The organism is Spirillospora sp. CA-128828, from assembly GCF_050945415.1.
GTDB lineage: Bacteria > Actinomycetota > Actinomycetes > Streptosporangiales > Streptosporangiaceae > Spirillospora.
On record NZ_CP191986.1, the window covers coordinates 8,483,354 to 8,497,666 of the forward strand.

The 14,313-nt window shown below is 74.4% G+C and carries 14 protein-coding genes; 7 read left to right on the forward strand and 7 right to left on the reverse strand.

Going from position 1 to position 14,313, the window contains the following annotated elements; all coding sequences use genetic code 11:
- The first annotated feature begins 49 nt into the window (after positions 1-49).
- Positions 50-1,183: a glycosyltransferase family 4 protein gene (locus ACQPXG_RS40700; RefSeq protein ID WP_433464478.1), complete on the forward strand. Its 1,134-nt coding sequence runs from the start codon at positions 50-52 to the stop codon at positions 1,181-1,183.
- Positions 1,184-1,187: 4 nt separating this feature from the next.
- On the opposite strand, the gene ACQPXG_RS40705 is transcribed toward ACQPXG_RS40700, so the two are convergent.
- Positions 1,188-3,125 (reverse strand): PQQ-binding-like beta-propeller repeat protein, encoded by a 1,938-nt coding sequence (locus ACQPXG_RS40705; RefSeq protein WP_433464479.1) that lies wholly within the window; start codon positions 3,123-3,125, stop codon positions 1,188-1,190.
- Between the two features lie 105 nt (positions 3,126-3,230).
- Between ACQPXG_RS40705 and ACQPXG_RS40710 the strand changes: the two genes are divergently transcribed.
- The 6 genes from ACQPXG_RS40710 to ACQPXG_RS40735 all read left to right on the forward strand — a co-directional run bounded on the left by ACQPXG_RS40710 (position 3,231) and on the right by ACQPXG_RS40735 (position 9,128).
- Positions 3,231-3,827 carry an HD domain-containing protein gene (locus ACQPXG_RS40710; protein ID WP_433464480.1) on the forward strand — a complete coding sequence of 199 codons (597 nt, stop codon included), beginning with the start codon at positions 3,231-3,233 and terminating at the stop codon, positions 3,825-3,827.
- A gap of 31 nt (positions 3,828-3,858) precedes the next feature.
- The gene (locus tag ACQPXG_RS40715) at positions 3,859-4,356 is read left to right on the forward strand and encodes an SRPBCC family protein (protein ID WP_433464481.1); all 498 of its coding nucleotides are present in this window, start codon (positions 3,859-3,861) and stop codon (positions 4,354-4,356) included.
- Between the two features lie 73 nt (positions 4,357-4,429).
- Entirely contained in the window at positions 4,430-5,167 is a 738-nt protein-coding gene (locus ACQPXG_RS40720) for an acetoacetate decarboxylase family protein (RefSeq protein WP_433464482.1), read from the forward strand.
- Positions 5,164-5,790, forward strand: a complete 627-nt coding sequence (locus tag ACQPXG_RS40725; RefSeq protein ID WP_433464483.1) for an SDR family NAD(P)-dependent oxidoreductase — start codon at positions 5,164-5,166, stop codon at positions 5,788-5,790. Before ACQPXG_RS40720 ends, ACQPXG_RS40725 begins: the two co-directional genes overlap by 4 nt.
- A 90-nt stretch (positions 5,791-5,880) precedes the next feature.
- A complete protein-coding gene (locus tag ACQPXG_RS40730) occupies positions 5,881-8,370 on the forward strand; it encodes a HelD family protein (protein ID WP_433464484.1) in 2,490 nt (829 codons plus the stop codon).
- Between the two features lie 68 nt (positions 8,371-8,438).
- Positions 8,439-9,128 carry a TetR/AcrR family transcriptional regulator gene (locus ACQPXG_RS40735; protein ID WP_433464485.1) on the forward strand — a complete coding sequence of 230 codons (690 nt, stop codon included), beginning with the start codon at positions 8,439-8,441 and terminating at the stop codon, positions 9,126-9,128.
- Between the two features lie 116 nt (positions 9,129-9,244).
- Here the strand turns inward: ACQPXG_RS40735 and ACQPXG_RS40740 are convergent, their stop codons facing one another.
- From ACQPXG_RS40740 to ACQPXG_RS40765, 6 genes are read right to left on the reverse strand one after another with little or no spacing between them, the layout of a single operon-like run.
- Positions 9,245-10,126: a glycosyltransferase family 2 protein gene (locus tag ACQPXG_RS40740; RefSeq protein ID WP_433464486.1), complete on the reverse strand. Its 882-nt coding sequence runs from the start codon at positions 10,124-10,126 to the stop codon at positions 9,245-9,247.
- Entirely contained in the window at positions 10,123-10,986 is an 864-nt protein-coding gene (locus tag ACQPXG_RS40745; protein WP_433464487.1) for a CDP-alcohol phosphatidyltransferase family protein, read from the reverse strand. The genes ACQPXG_RS40740 and ACQPXG_RS40745 overlap by 4 nt, the downstream gene beginning before the upstream one ends.
- Positions 10,976-12,049 (reverse strand): iron-containing alcohol dehydrogenase family protein, encoded by a 1,074-nt coding sequence (locus ACQPXG_RS40750; RefSeq protein ID WP_433464488.1) that lies wholly within the window; start codon positions 12,047-12,049, stop codon positions 10,976-10,978. Before ACQPXG_RS40750 ends, ACQPXG_RS40745 begins: the two co-directional genes overlap by 11 nt.
- Before the next feature lie 30 nt (positions 12,050-12,079).
- Positions 12,080-12,811, reverse strand: coding sequence for a sugar phosphate nucleotidyltransferase (locus ACQPXG_RS40755; RefSeq protein ID WP_433464489.1), 732 nt, complete (start codon positions 12,809-12,811; stop codon positions 12,080-12,082).
- A complete protein-coding gene (locus ACQPXG_RS40760) occupies positions 12,808-13,416 on the reverse strand; it encodes a DUF5941 domain-containing protein (protein ID WP_433464490.1) in 609 nt (202 codons plus the stop codon). The genes ACQPXG_RS40755 and ACQPXG_RS40760 overlap by 4 nt, the downstream gene beginning before the upstream one ends.
- Before the next feature lie 14 nt (positions 13,417-13,430).
- A complete protein-coding gene (locus ACQPXG_RS40765; protein ID WP_433464491.1) occupies positions 13,431-14,234 on the reverse strand; it encodes a hypothetical protein in 804 nt (267 codons plus the stop codon).
- Positions 14,235-14,313: the final 79 nt, after the last annotated feature.

The window sequence follows — 14,313 nt, forward strand, 5'->3', positions numbered from 1 at the left end:
TCCGAGACTCGGCGGTGAAGACGATTCGGCACATTGCGGAGTGAGTGTAATGCGGGTCTGTGTTTGCACGGTCGTGCATCATCCCGAGGATGCGCGCATTCTGCACCGGCAGATACGCGCACTGCTCGACGCCGGTCATGAAGTCACATATATTGCCCCGTTCCGGGCATGTAATGCGACCCCGTGGCGGCAGATCAGCCCGGTGGACGTCCCGCGCGCCACGGGACGGCGGCGGTTCCGGGCCCTGCGCGCCGCCAACCGCGCGCTCGCCGAGCACGCCGCCTACGCCGACGTGATCCTCCTGCACGACCCGGAGCTGCTGGTGTCCCTCCCCCGCGAGGTCCGGCAGCGGACGGTCGTCTGGGACGTCCACGAGGACACCGCCGCCGCCCTCTCCGCCAAGGGCTGGCTGCCCGGGCCGGCCCGGCCCTTGCTGCGCCCGGCCGTGCACCGGCTGGAGCGGCGGACCGAGCGGCGGCACCGGCTGCTGCTCGCGGAGGACGGCTACCGGTCCCGGTTCCGCGCGGACCACCCGGTCGTGCCGAACACCACCTACGTGTCCGACCTGCCGCCCGGCCCGCCGGACGGCCGCCGCGCCGTCTACGTCGGGCAGCTGTCGCGGGCCCGCGGCGCCCTCGACATGATCGAGATGGCCCGGACGCTGACCGCCGCGGGCGTGCTGGTGGAGCTGATCGGCGCGGCCGACCCCGACGTCAGGGCCGAGCTGCGGGCGGCGCAGCGCGAGGGCGTCGTGCGCTGGTACGGGTTCGTTCCGAACGACCGGGCGCTGCGCATCGCCGAGGGCGCGATGGCCGGGCTGGCGCTGCTGCACGACGAGCCGAACTACCGGCACTCGATGCCGACGAAGGTCGTCGAGTACATGGCCCGCGGCGTCCCGGTGATCAGCACGCCGAACCCGCCGGCCGTGGACATCGTCGAACCCGCCGGATGCGGGCTGATCGTCCCGTTCGGCGCCCCGGAGGCCGCCGCGAAGGCCGTCCTGCGGCTGCGGGACGACCCGGAGCTCCGCGTCGACCTCGGCAAACGCGGCTACGAGACCGCCCGCGCGCGATTCCACTGGCCCGTCCACGCCGAACGCTTCGTCGCCCAGCTGGAGGCGTGGGCGGGCCGCTCCGCCGCCAGCGCCCCGGAGCCGGAGGCCGAGCCCGTACCCGAGTTCTGAGCGTTCAGGACGGCTGGCGCAGGCGGAAGGCGACCGACCGGGCGAGGCGGGCGGCGGCGCCCGGCGGGCGGTTCGCCTCGACCACCACGACGCACCGGCCCACCCGCAGCGCGATCATCCCGGCCGTCGGGCCGATCTCGTACGCCTCGTCCGCGCCGATGTCGTGCCGCCGCCGGGCCTGCGCCTGGGTGGCCTGCAGCGCGTCCAGCATCCGGGAGGCCGCCTGGTCGGTCTCGGCCACCCACCGCACGCTCACCGTGAGGCCGCGCACGGTCATGTCCAGCTCGCCGCCCTTGTCCGGCTTCTCCGGTAGCTCCGGGCTCGCCGAGGGATCGGCCGCGGCGGAACCCGCCGCGCTCGGCTTCGGCCCGGGCGCCTTCCGGTCGCCGCGCTCCCGCCGCGCCTTCCCGCCGCGCGGCTCGTAGGTGCAGGACACCGGGCGGGGAAGCCGCACGGTCCCGGCCGACGCGCCGCGCGGCTCGGTGACGTAGTCCGGCATGCGCGCCGCCGTCAGGTCCGGCTTCTTGAGCAGGGCGCAGGCGTCCGGCCAGTCGGCCTCCGGCACGCCGCCGAGCTCCGCCGGACCGGTGCCCGCGGGCCCGCCGCGCAGCGCGACCAGCCGCGCCGCGCCGTCCGGGCGGGGCGCGGCCTGCGGGACGGCCACGTACAGCAGGCCGCCCGCCGCCGCCAGCCACGGCCGGACGCCCGGCAGGTCGGGGTCCATCGAGAACGGCGCGGGCGCGGTCGTGACGCGCCCGTCGCCGGGTTCGACGATGTCGACGCCCGCGGGCAGCAGCCGCTCCGACAGCCGGGGACGCAGCGCGAACACCTGCCCGCCGGCCTGCGCGAGCGCCGTGTACGCGGGCACGTCGCGGCGCCACTCGACCCGCCCGGACGGCACGTCCACCGCCTCCATGCGGGCGTCGTCCGGCCCGGACCCGTCCGGGTGGTAGACGACCACGAGCCGGCCGGACGTCAGCACGCCCGGGCACATCAGGTCGCCGCACGCCCCGTCGCCGTCCCAGACCCCGAACTGGCGGCCGCCGTCGTCGAACGTGCGCAGGGCCGTCCCGTCGGAGACGAGCGTCACCCCGTCCAGCATCGACACCTCCGGGGACTCCTTCGACCCGAGCCGCCGGCTCCAGCGGACGGCGCCCTTCGCGGGATCGACGGCCAGCAGCAGGCTGCGGTGCCCCTTCTCGCTGCCGGGTCCCGCGCAGTGCAGGCCCAGCGCGGCGAGCGTCTCCCGGCCGTCGGACGGATGCGCGCCGCCCTCGAACAGCCGGCAGCCGCGCGGCAGCGCCAGCCGCCACACCCGGTTGCCCGTCACGGCCGAGACACCGAACAGCGTCCGGCGCTCCTCGTCGGTGGTGAGCAGGACGTCCGATCCCGCGGGCCAGCGGAGCGTCGTCCGGGAGACCGCGGCGGGACGCTCGCCCGCGCGCCGCCACAGCAGCCCGCCGGACAGCGTGTCGAACGCGACGAGCACCCGGTCGCCGCGGTCGCCGTCCCGCTCGAAGTAGGCGATCAGCCGGGACCCGGTGGAGGTCCAGCCGAGCAGCGTCCAGCCGGAGCGGCGGTAGCTCCAGCGGCCGTCGCCGGTCCGCGCGTCCCGCACCTCGATCCCGCGCCCGGACACCGTCGCGACCTGCCCCTGGGCGACCTGGTAGGCGACGCCGTCGTAGCCCGCGACGGACCCGTGGTGCGTGCGCGTCGTGTGCTCCCAGCTCACCGTGAGCGGGCCCGGAGGCGGCCCCACCTCGCTCTGCGGCGCGACCGGCTCTCCGGTCACGGTGTGGCGGACCTGCCACCATTCGGCGCGCAGGACGTACTTGTCGACGAGCACGACGCAGAGCGCCACGGCGACCACACCGGACACCAGGCCGAGCGCGACGCGGACCTTGCCCACGGACTCCGGACGGCGCTGCCGGCTCCCGACCACGACCGCGCCGCCTCCCCTCCGAATACTGTGCTCTCCAAGGACGACACCCCACCATGCCCTGTGCGGGGCGTCCGCCGCGACACGGCCGCGAAGAACGGAGTAACCATGGAGGTCTTCACCCGCTGGCGCACCTGGGAAACAGCCCGCTCCGACATCGCCGCGTCCGGCGCGCACATCGACCTGGACGGCCTGGCCCCGGCCGTCGCCGCCGCCGAGCGATGGCACGGCGACCAGCGCCGCCCGACCGGCGCCCCCTATGTCGAGCATCTGCTTGAGGCGCTCGAAGTGCTGGTGCGCGGGGCGGAGGTGACCACACCCGCCGTCCTGTCCGCCGCGGTCCTGCACGACGTCGTCGAGGACACGCCCGCCACCTTGGCGGATGTGGAGGCGGAGTTCGGGCCGGAGGTCACCGAGCTGGTCGACTGGGTCACCAAGCCGCCCACCGCCGGCGCCGGCCGCCAGGCCAAGCGCGCCGGGAAGGCCGCCTATCTCCGCCGCCTGCGCGACGCCCCGCGTGAGGCGATCCTGGTCAAGCTCGCCGACCGTGTGAGCAACGTCCAGACCCTCGACAGGATGCCCCCGGACTTCCAGCGCCGCTACTACGCCGAGACCATCACCTATATCGTCCCCCTGGCCGAGCACGAACCTTGGTTCCGTACCTGGTACGCCTCCTGGAGCGCCCATTTCGCCCACCTCCAGTGACCACACGGTCATTGAGTGGGAGGATCAGGCCATGGAGCGAGAGTGGGTCGTCGAGGAGAGCGTGGTCGTCGCGGCGGGCGCGCGGGACGTCTACGCGGCGGTCGCGGACCTGCGGCGGATGGGCGAGTGGAGCCCGGAGGTGTTCGCGACGTGGGTGCGCGGGCGGGCGATCGCGCCGGGGACGAAGTTCGTCGGGTTCAATCGGATCGGGTGGCGCGTGTGGTTCACCACGTGCCAGGTGACCTCGGCCGTACCGGGGCGGGCGTTCGCGTTCCGGGTCTCGAGCTTCGGGATGCCCGTGGCGCTGTGGGGATACCGCGTCGAGGACGTCGCGGAGGACCCGGCCGAGCCCCGGACCCGGCTCACCGAGTACTGGGAGGATCTGCGCCGCGACAACCGCGGCGCCGCGTTCGTCTCGCTGCTCGGCAAGGTCTTCACCGGCGTCCCGGCGGAAGGCCGGGCCGAGGTCAACCGCAAGGGCATGCGCGCCACCCTCGACCGGATCCGGACGGCCGCCGAGCGCGGTTAACGAGCCCGCCCTGCCCGCGAGCCGGGCACGGCCCGGTCTTGGCAGCAAAACAGGAACCTGTTCTACTAAGCGTGTGACAAGCACCGTGCAAGCGCATGCGATCCAGGGGCAGCGGGTCACCCTTCCGGTACGGATCCGCGACGCCGCCGTGGGATCGGCGATGTTCGCCGTGCCCGCGGGCGCCGCCCAGGCCGTCATCGCCTACTCCGGGCTGGAGGTCGCCGAGCCTCTGCCCGGCAGGGCCATCTGCTCACTGGCGTTCGTCCGGTACGCCGACGGCGACCTCGGGCCCTATCACGAGTTCGCCGTGGCGTTCCTGGTGCGTCCGCCCGGCGAGGCGCCGTCCCCGGGTGTGCTCGGGCGGCTGCGCGGAGTCGGGGCGTTCATCCACTGGCTGCCGGTCAACCAGGAGTTCACACTGGAGGCCGGGCGGACGATCTGGGGCTTCCCCAAGGAGATCGCCGACATCCCCATGGACCTCGCCGGACGCGTCAAGCGGTGCGCGGTGCGGTTCGGCGGCCGGACGGCGATCGAGGTGGCGGTCAGGCCGGGCGTGCCGATGCCGGGCGGCGCGGCGGCACCGACCGTCGACGCCTACTCCTGCCTGGACGGCGTGACGCGCCGGACGCCGTGGACGCTCACGCCGTCGGAGGTGCGGACCCGCCCGGGCGGGGCGACGGTCGTCCTCGGCGACCACCCGGTGGCGGAGGAGCTGCGCGGGCTGGGGCTCGACCGCGCGCGAGCGCTGACCACCAGCACGGTCGGGCATCTGCGGATGGTCTTCCAGGGCGCCGAGGAGGTGCGCAGGTGAGGCGGACGGCTCTGGTCACCGGCGCGGCGCGCGGCCTGGGCGCGCTGGCGGCGAGGCGTCTCGCGGCGGCGGCCTGGGACGTCGTCGCGGTGGACGTCGACGAGGTCGGCCTGGCCAAGACGGCCCTGCGCTCCCCGAACATGCACGTGCGGGTGTGCGACGTCACCGATCCCGACGCCGTGCTGGAGGTGCTGGCGATGTCAGGCCCGGTGCACCGCGTCGTCCACGCCGCGGCGGCCTCGTCGGACGCGCCCGTGCTGACGCTCCCGCCCAGCGAGATAGAACACGTTCTCCGAACCAACGTCCTCGGCATGGTCCACGTCGTGCGGGCGACGCTGCCGGGGATGCTGGAGCGCGGCGCCGGCGAAGTGTTCCTCTGCCCGGACGCCCCAGGCCCGCCGGCGAGCGCCGCCGCGGCGGCCGTGGCGGCGTACGCCGACGCGCTCTGGGCCGAGCACGGCGGGCGGGGGGTGACGCTGCGCTGCGTCCACGCGGGCGCCGGCGCATCGCACCGGCTCGTCCTCGACGCGATGGACCGCTCGCTCGCCCGCCCCGCCGCGGACGTCCATGTGCGCGTCCGGCCGACCCGCCGGCCGCCCGCCCTGATCTCCGCCGCGCGCTGAACGGCCGCGGGACGGCATAAGCTGTCTCTTTCGCCCCTTCGGGGTGCCGGGGGACGTCCCCGGCGCGTCAACGTGCGAGGAGCAGCCTGCATGTCGTCCCAGGTCAACGGTCGTCCGACCGGTCCCGGCGGCACGGTGAAGGATCAGGAGATCGCTGCCGAGCAGCGCTATGTCGACGTCGCCTACGCGCGCCTGGAGGAGATGCGCGAGGCCGCCCAGGCCATGATCCGCGAGGGCTACCGCCAGTCGCTCGCCGGCACCAAGAGCTCGCTCGTCGACCGGGACGCGATGGTCCACCAGGCGGCCCTGCGCGCCCAGGCCCTGGACATCGCCGACGACGGTCTCGTCTTCGGCCGCCTCGACCTGGCCTCCCGCGAGATCCGCTACATCGGCCGCATCGGCGTCCGGACCAGCGAGCACGACTCCCTGGTGATCGACTGGCGGGCGCCCGCCGCCGAGGACTTCTACCGCGCCACCCCCGAGGACCCGCGCGGCGTCGTCCGCCGGCGCGTCCTGCACTCGCGCGGGCACGCGGTCGTCGACCTGGAGGACGACCTGCTCGACCCGGAGGCGTCCGACGGGATGACGGTCGTCGGCGACGGCGCGTTCCTCGCCTCGCTCGCCCGCACCCGCGAGGGCGCGATGCGCGACATCGTCGCGACGATCCAGCGCGAGCAGGACGAGGTGATCCGCGCGCCCGCCGACGGGACGGTCCTGGTGCGCGGCGCCCCCGGCACCGGCAAGACGGCCGTCGCCCTGCACCGCGTCGCCTACCTGCTGTTCCGGCACCGCCGCCGGTTCGGCTCGCGCGGGGTGCTGGTGATCGGCCCGAACCGCCGCTTCACCGCCTACATCGAGCGGGTGCTGCCGTCCCTCGGCGAAGGCTCGGCGACGCTGCGCTCGCTCGGCGACCTCGTGGACGGCGCCACGGCGACCGTCCACGACCCGCCGCGCCTCGCCCGCGTCAAGGGCGCGGACGCGATGGTGACGGTCCTCCGGCGCGCCGTGGCCGACCACGCGCCCGGCGCCCCGGGCGAGCTCCGCGTCGTGTTCAAGGGCGTCGTCGTCACGCTCGACCGCAACCGTCTCGACCGGATCAGGAACGATGTGCACCGGCGCAGCCGCGGCAGCGTGAACGCGGCCCGCGGCAGGGCCGCCGAGATGCTCCTGGACGCCCTCTGGGGCCGTTTCAACGACGTCGGCGGGCCGGAGGCGGCCGAGGCCGAGGAAGGCGCCGAGGCGGGGCTGTGGAACGCGATCCTGGCCGCCGACGGCCTCGCCTCCCTCGACGAGGAGCCGGCGCGCGGGAGCCAGGGCGGCAACGGCGACCCCAAGCGCGCCCAGTTCGACGCGCGGGTTCGCGAGCAGCGCGCCTTCACCGACTTCCTCGTCGCCTGGTGGCCGATCCGCCGGCCGCTGGACCTGCTGCGCTCGCTCGGCGACCCGGCCCGGCTGCGCCGTGCCGCCGGCCGCGACCTCGACCGCACCGACATCGAGCCGCTCGCCGCGTCCTGGGCCGGCGAGGACGCGCCGCTCAGCTACCAGGACGTCGCGCTGCTCGACGAGATAGACGCGCTGCTCGGCTCGCCGCCCCGTCCGTCCCGCCGCCGCAAGGCACCGTCCGAGGACGACCCTTTCGTGGTCGACGGCGTCAACATCCTCACCGGCGAGGAGGTCGTGGACGACACCTGGGAGCCGGACATGCAGGAGCTGACCACGTCCATCGAACGGCTGGAGCGGTCCCGCCGCGTCGACGACGGCGTGGTCGAGGAACGCCCCGAGTACGCCCACATCGTCGTGGACGAGGCGCAGGACCTCTCCCCCATGCAGTGGCGGATGCTCGGCCGCCGCGGCCGCCAGGCCAGCTGGACGATCGTCGAGGACCCCGCCCAGAGCGCCTGGGAGGACCTGGACGCCGCCCGCCGGGCGATGGAGACCGCGCTCGGCGGCGAGAGGCCCTCCTCCCGGGGCCGCCGCCGCACCCGCAAGGCCACGCCGCGCGCCCGGCATGAGTACGAGCTCACCACGAACTATCGCAACTCCACCGAGATCGCCGCCGTGTCGGCGCGCGTCCTGGCCCGTGCGCTCCCGGACGCCACCCCGGCCCGCGCCGTCCGCACATCCGGCATCGACCCGGTCGTCCGCGTCGTCGCGGAACACGACCTCGGCTCGGCCGCCCGGAAGGCGGCCGAGGAACTGCTCGGCCAGGTCGAGGGCACGATCGGCGTCATCGTCCCGCTCCCGCTGACCGACTCGGCCTCCCCGGCGCCGTCCGACGCCCAGCCTTCCCTCTTCGACGCCCTGCCGGGCCCGGCAGGGGCGCCCGGCCAGGAGGGCGCGTGGGCGGAGGAGGACCTTGAGCGGCTCGCGGACGGGCTGCCGGAGCGGGTCCAGGTGCTGGACGTGCTGGAGGCCAAGGGGCTGGAGTTCGACGCGGCGGTGATCGTGGCGCCGGAGACCGTCGCCGCCCAGTCGCCGCGCGGGCTGCGCGTCCTGTACGTGGCGGTCTCGCGCGCGACGCAGCGGCTGACCGTTCTCACCGCCGACCCCGAATGGAAGAGCACGCTGCTCGACGACTGACGGCGGCAGGCGTCCGCGCGCCGGGGTTAGGCTGACGCCGACCCATTCGGACGGGTGGACGGAGATCGATGAGCGGCCGCAATCCCGCACCGAGGCGCAGCTACGGAGGCCGCTCGGCCGAGGAGCGCCGCGCCGAGCGGCGGGAACGCCTGCTCGCCGCCGGGCTCGAACTGTTCGGGACCCGCGGCTACGCGGCGACGTCCATCGAGCGGCTGTGCGCGACGGCGAGCGTGTCGACCCGCAACTTCTACGAGGAGTTCTCCGGCCGCGAGGAGCTGCTCACCACGCTGCACCGCGGCATCAACGAACGCGCCGCCGAGGCCGTGTCCGCCGCCTACGCCGAGGCGGCCGGCGCCGACCTCGCGACCCGGGTGCGGAGCGCCGTCCGCGCGTTCGTCACCGTCACCGCGAGCGACCCGCGCCGCGCCCGCATCGCGTTCGTCGAGGTCATCGGCGTCAGCGCCGGCCTGGAGCAGCACCGCTTCGGCTGGCGGGGCCGCTGGGAGGAGACGATGCTCGCGCTGGCCCGGGAGGCGGTCGACCGCGGCGAGGCCGTCGACCGCGACTACCGCCTCACGATGATCGCCATCATCGGCGCGGTGAACAACCTCGTCCACCACTGGTCCGCCCGCGACCAGGACGTCCCCCTCGACGACATCACCGCCGAACTGACCCACCTGATCCTCGCGGTGTTCACCCAGGGGGGCGACCCCCTGGAACCCCCGTCACGCCCCGGTCGATCCTCACGCCACGGCTGAGGTCACCACGACCGTGCGGTTCGTGTCGTGGCGCTGCGGTCGCCCGGGGCGGCGGGCGGGCGCGCTCCGCTCGCCGCACTCGCTCCACGCGCCCGCCCGGTGCCTGGGATCGCGCCTTAGATTATTGGGGGGCGGCCGGTGCGGGTCATGCGCCAGGCGGTGCGGTAGGAGATGGGGCGGCGGGGGCCCGCGGGCTTGCGCCAGCCTTCCAGGAAGCCCTTGAACCACGGTTTGAGAGCGCTCGGCTTGCGCTCGCGGAGGAGGGTCATGCCGATCCACACCGCGAGGTAGGTGAGGGCCAGCGGCCACGGGAGGTTGCGGCGGGCCAGCCAGACGCGGTTGCGGGCGTTGTACCGGTAGAACATGTCGTGCCGCGTCGGCAGCACGGCCGGGTGGAACATCACCGCGGACGCGTCGTAGACGATCCGGTACCCGGCGTTGAGGATCTGCCAGGCGAGGTCGGTCTCCTCGTGGGCGTAGAAGAAGTCCTCGGGGAGGCCGCCGCCGGCGTCGAACGCCGCACGGCGGATCGCGCAGGCGCCGCCGAGGAAGGTGGTGACGGCGGACGAGCGTTCCGGGTCGCCGGCGCGCAGCCGGGGGACGTGCCGGCGTTCGCCGCGCCCGCCCTCGGGGTCGCGGACGCGGAACGAGACGACACCGAGGTCGGGTTCGGCGGAGAACCGGTCGCGCAGGTAGGTGCCGAGGCGGGTGGAGCGGTACCAGCCGTCGTCGTCCAGGAAGAGGATCACGTCGCCGCAGGACGCCTCGACGCCCCGGTTGCGCCCGCCCGGGATGCCGAGGTTCTTCGGAAGGCTGAGGGTCTTGACGCGCTCGTCGTCGAACGGCGCCGCGCCCGCGCGGTCGCCGACGGGGTCGACGCCGTTTCCTACCAGCACGACCTCGACGTCCACGTGCTCCTGCTCCAGGGCGCTGCGGACGGCGTGGGCCAGTTCCTCCGGCCGGTTCCCCATGGTGAGGACGACCACGGACAGTTTCACTTCAGCCTCCGGGAGGCCAGGATGCTGACCAGGTGCAGCAGGGTCTGCACGACCGCGACGGCGGCCACCGCGACCATCAGGACGCGCACCGCGACCGGGTCGTCCGTCCCGGTGAGCGTGTCGATCACGGCGGCGGCGAGGATCAGCAGCGACAGCTCGACCGCGCCGATGATCCGGTGGAAGCGCAGCATGGACGCCGCCTGCCGGGCCAGCGCGATGCCGGTGGAGCGGGGCCGCAGCGCGCGGTCGCCGCCGGACGGGTCGGCGGGCAGCCCCGACTTGGCGCGGGCGACGACCACGTTGTCGGTCTCCGCCTTGATCAGCGCGGCGCCGAGGGCGGCGACGAGGCCGAGCTCGGCCCAGCCGCCGTTGGCCCAGCCGCCCTGCGCCATGAACCCGAGCCCGATCAGCAGCGACACCTCGGACAGGTAGTGCCCGATCCGGTCGAGGAACACCCCGGCGACCGACGTCTGCCGCAGGTAGCGGGCGACCTCGCCGTCCACGCAGTCGAGCAGCAGGTAGACCTGGATGAGGAAGGCGCCGCCGAGCGCCGTCCACAGCGGGTTCACCGGCAGCGACACCGCGACGCCGGCGGCGACGCCGCTCGCCATCATCAGGTAGGTGAGCTGGTTGGGGCTGAACCCGAGGCGCAGCGCGATCCACGCGAAGTACGGGGACAGGTCGCGCATGTAGAGGCGGCCGGCCCAGTGCTCCTCGTTGCGCCGGTCCTTCAGGCCGGGCGGCTGGCCGTACCGGCGGATGTCGGCGACACCGGCGCCCTTGCGGTGCGGCCGGTGGTCGTCGCCGGGGGTGCCGGGGGGCTCCGGGGAGTGCTCGTGCCCGGGGAGCTCAGCCTCCATGGGCCTGGACATACTCTTCCACCGCCTTGCGGGTCTCGCCCTCATCGAGGCTGAGGTATTCCAAGATCGTATAGCGGCCCGGCCGGGTGTGCGGGGCGTATCGCACGGCCTCCGCGAACTGCTCGACCGACAGCCCGATGTCGCCGGGGAAGCGGGGCAGGCCGTGCCGGCCGAGGCAGGCGAGGATCTCCTCCAGCCGGTCCGCGCCGACGCCGAGCCGGGTGGCGCGCAGGTGGTAGCAGAACGCGGCGCCGATGCCGGCCAGCTCGCCGTGGTTGGCGGTGTCCGGGAAGAGGTGGTCGATGGCGTGCAGGATCTCGTGGTCGCCGCCGCTCGCCGGCCGGGAGTCGCCCGCGAACGACATCGCCATCCCGGACAGCACGAGGCCCTCCGCGAGGACGGTCAGGAACCGGTCCGAGTCGATGGAGCCGGGCTGGTGCAGCAGCGCCTCGGCGGCGGTGCGGGCCACGGTGAGCGCCATCCGGTCGACCCGTTCGCCGACCTCCTCGGCCGCGAGCAGCCAGTCCTCCACGGCGGAGAAGTTGCTCACCACGTCGCCGATCCCGGCGCGGACGAGCCGGTCGGGCGCGGCGCGCACGTAGTCGAGGTCGACGACCATCGCCAGCGGCATGATGACGCCGAACGAGCCCTTGCCCTTGTCGTGGACGAGGGAGGCGACCGGCGAGCAGATCCCGTCGTGGGACAGGTTGGTGGCGACCGACACCATCGGGATGCCCGACAGGGTCGCCGCGTACTTGGTGGCGTCGATCGTCCGGCCGCCGCCGATGCCGACGACGGCCTCGTAGGATCCGGCGCGCAGGCTGGACCCGAGGCTGACGGCCGCGTCCACGGTGCCGCCGGCGACCTGGAACACCTCGCAGGCCGCCAGCGACGGCCGGACGTGCTCGGCGATCTGGTCACCCTGGCCGGGGCCGACCGCGATCGCGACGCGTCCCTCGGTGGCGATCCGCTTGTCGGCGAGCAGTTCGCCGAGGCCGGCGACGGCGCCGCGCCGCACGTCGATGGAGAGCGGCGCGTTCAGCATCCGCGTCAGCAGGGGCATGGGGCTCCTCGCGTCGTGCCGTGCGTGCGGTCAGTAGCCCTTGGCGATCCGGCGGGCCTTCTCCAGGTCGTCGTGGTTGTCGACCTCGACCCAGTCGACGTCGCCGATCGGCGCGACCCCGATGCGGCCGCCCCGGTTCACGAGCTCCTGGTAGCCGTCCTCGTAGTAGAGGTCGGGGTCGCCCTCCCAGGTGGCCTTCAGGGCGTCGGCGAGCGGCTCGGCGGCGGCCGGCTCGATCAGGGTGGCGCCGATGTACTCGCCGCCGGCCGTGGCGGGGTCCATCAGCTTGGTGATGGTCTTCAGGTGCCCCTCGCCGTCGAGGATGACCTTCATCTCCTCGTCGGCCAGAGTTTTCACGTCGTCCACCGCCAGGAGGATGTCCGGCCCGCGGTTCGCCAATAGTGTCTTCTCGACGCTCACCGGATGGACCGTGTCGCCGTTGACCATGAGGACGCCCTTGGAGAAGTGCTCCCGAGCCAGCCACATGGAGTAGGCGTTGTTCCACTCCTCGGCCTTGTCGTTGTGAACCAGCGTGATGTTCACGCCGTACCGCTCCTCAAGGGCGGCCTTGCGCTCCTCTACGGCGCCCGCGCAGTAGCCGACGACGATGACGACGTCGGTCAGCCCGACTTCGGCGAGGTTGCGGAGGGCGATGTCAAGGATGGTGGTCTCACCGTCCACGGGGACCAGGGCCTTGGGGAGGGTGTCGGTATACGGCCGAAGCCTCCGGCCCGCACCCGCCGCCAGCACCATGCCGATCATGCTCTCTCCTCCAAGTCGACCATAACGCCGCTGCCGCGACCTTTCCGCGCCCACGTGGCGACACTTTCGCCGCCGGACAACACGCCAAGGTAGGCGGCCAGCGCCGGGTACGCGAACGGGAGGGCCCCGGACAGGCCCGCGAGGGCCGTGAACAGCATGCGGCCCTCCCAGCCGAGCCCGGCGAGGCGGACCCACGCCCGCGGCCGATGCCCCTGGCGGGTGCGGTAGGCGGTGTCGTAGTGGTGGAGCGCGAGGACCGTGATCAGCACGTAGACGAGCGGCGCCGACACTCCCTGCGCGTCCCCCAACACGGCGAGGTAACCATACTCGATCCCGCGCAGGATGGGCGGTACGAGCCAGTCCAGCCGCCCGGAGTGAGGGTGCCGGGACGAGGGCCCGGCCAGCAGCAGGACGACGAGCGGGACGCAGAGCAGCGCGGGAGCCGGCCCTCCGGGCGGCCAGGCGCCCGGCCCGGCGGCCAGCAGGACCCCCGTGGCCGCCGCCGCGAGGACGGTGCCGGGCAGCGGCGGGAGCCGCCCCGCCGCCATCCCGCCGAGCACGCGGGACACCGGGCCGTCGTCGCGGTGCAGTCGTACGGTGGTCACAGCAAGTCCGGTGGTCACGGTGAGATCGACCTCGTCACCCGTCCGGCCAGGGCGCAGGCGGTGGCGGCCGACCCCCAGGCGAGGAGGACGGCGAACGTCAGCCGGGCGTCGGCGAAGGCGGCGGTGAGCGAGATCAGCGCGAACCGCTCGCCGAGCGGCAGCCGGAGACTCTTCGCGGCCCGCCGCACGACCGCTCCGCGGCGGGACGGCGGCGGCCTTCGGGCGGTCCGGCTGGCCGCGTACGAGGCCGCGACCGTGTGCCGGACGGACAGCAGCGCCACCGCCCCCGTCGCCGGCCACCACGGGTTCCCGCCGGAGGCCGCGGTCCCCGCCGCGAGCCCCGCGTAGACGGCGAACTCCTTGACCCGGTCGAGGACCGCCGGATGGTACTTCCCGGGAGGTGTGGGGGGTCGCCCCCCACAGGAGGCAGGCCCGGAGGTGAACGGGTTCGCCCGGCGGGCGAGCCCGGCGCTCACCTTGCCGAGGACGAGCGAGGCGTACAGCAGCAGCGCCCCGGTGACGAGGCCCGCGCGGGCGCCGCCCGAGAACCACACCGCCGCCAGCACCGCGAAGGCCAGCGAGATCATCGACACGGCGCCCGCGGTGAGCCCGCGGCCGGCCGCCCACCGGGCGATGGGCGGGGTGCAGGGGCCGGCCAGGTACGCGGCGACGAGGCCCTCGGCCCCCTCGGGCCGCCGGCGCGGTCGCGCCCGGTCGTCGTCCACGGCTTCGGCGGCCTCTCGGTCCGGGCGGGTGATCGCGGGTCGGTCCGGTACGTTGAGCGTGACCGGCCGCTCACGCGCGGGCGCCTGATCCATCGGTGCCTCCGGACCGGTCGGGTGAGCATGGGCAGGTGCACAGCGTAGTGGCCCGATGACCGGGTGTCGTGGGAACCGA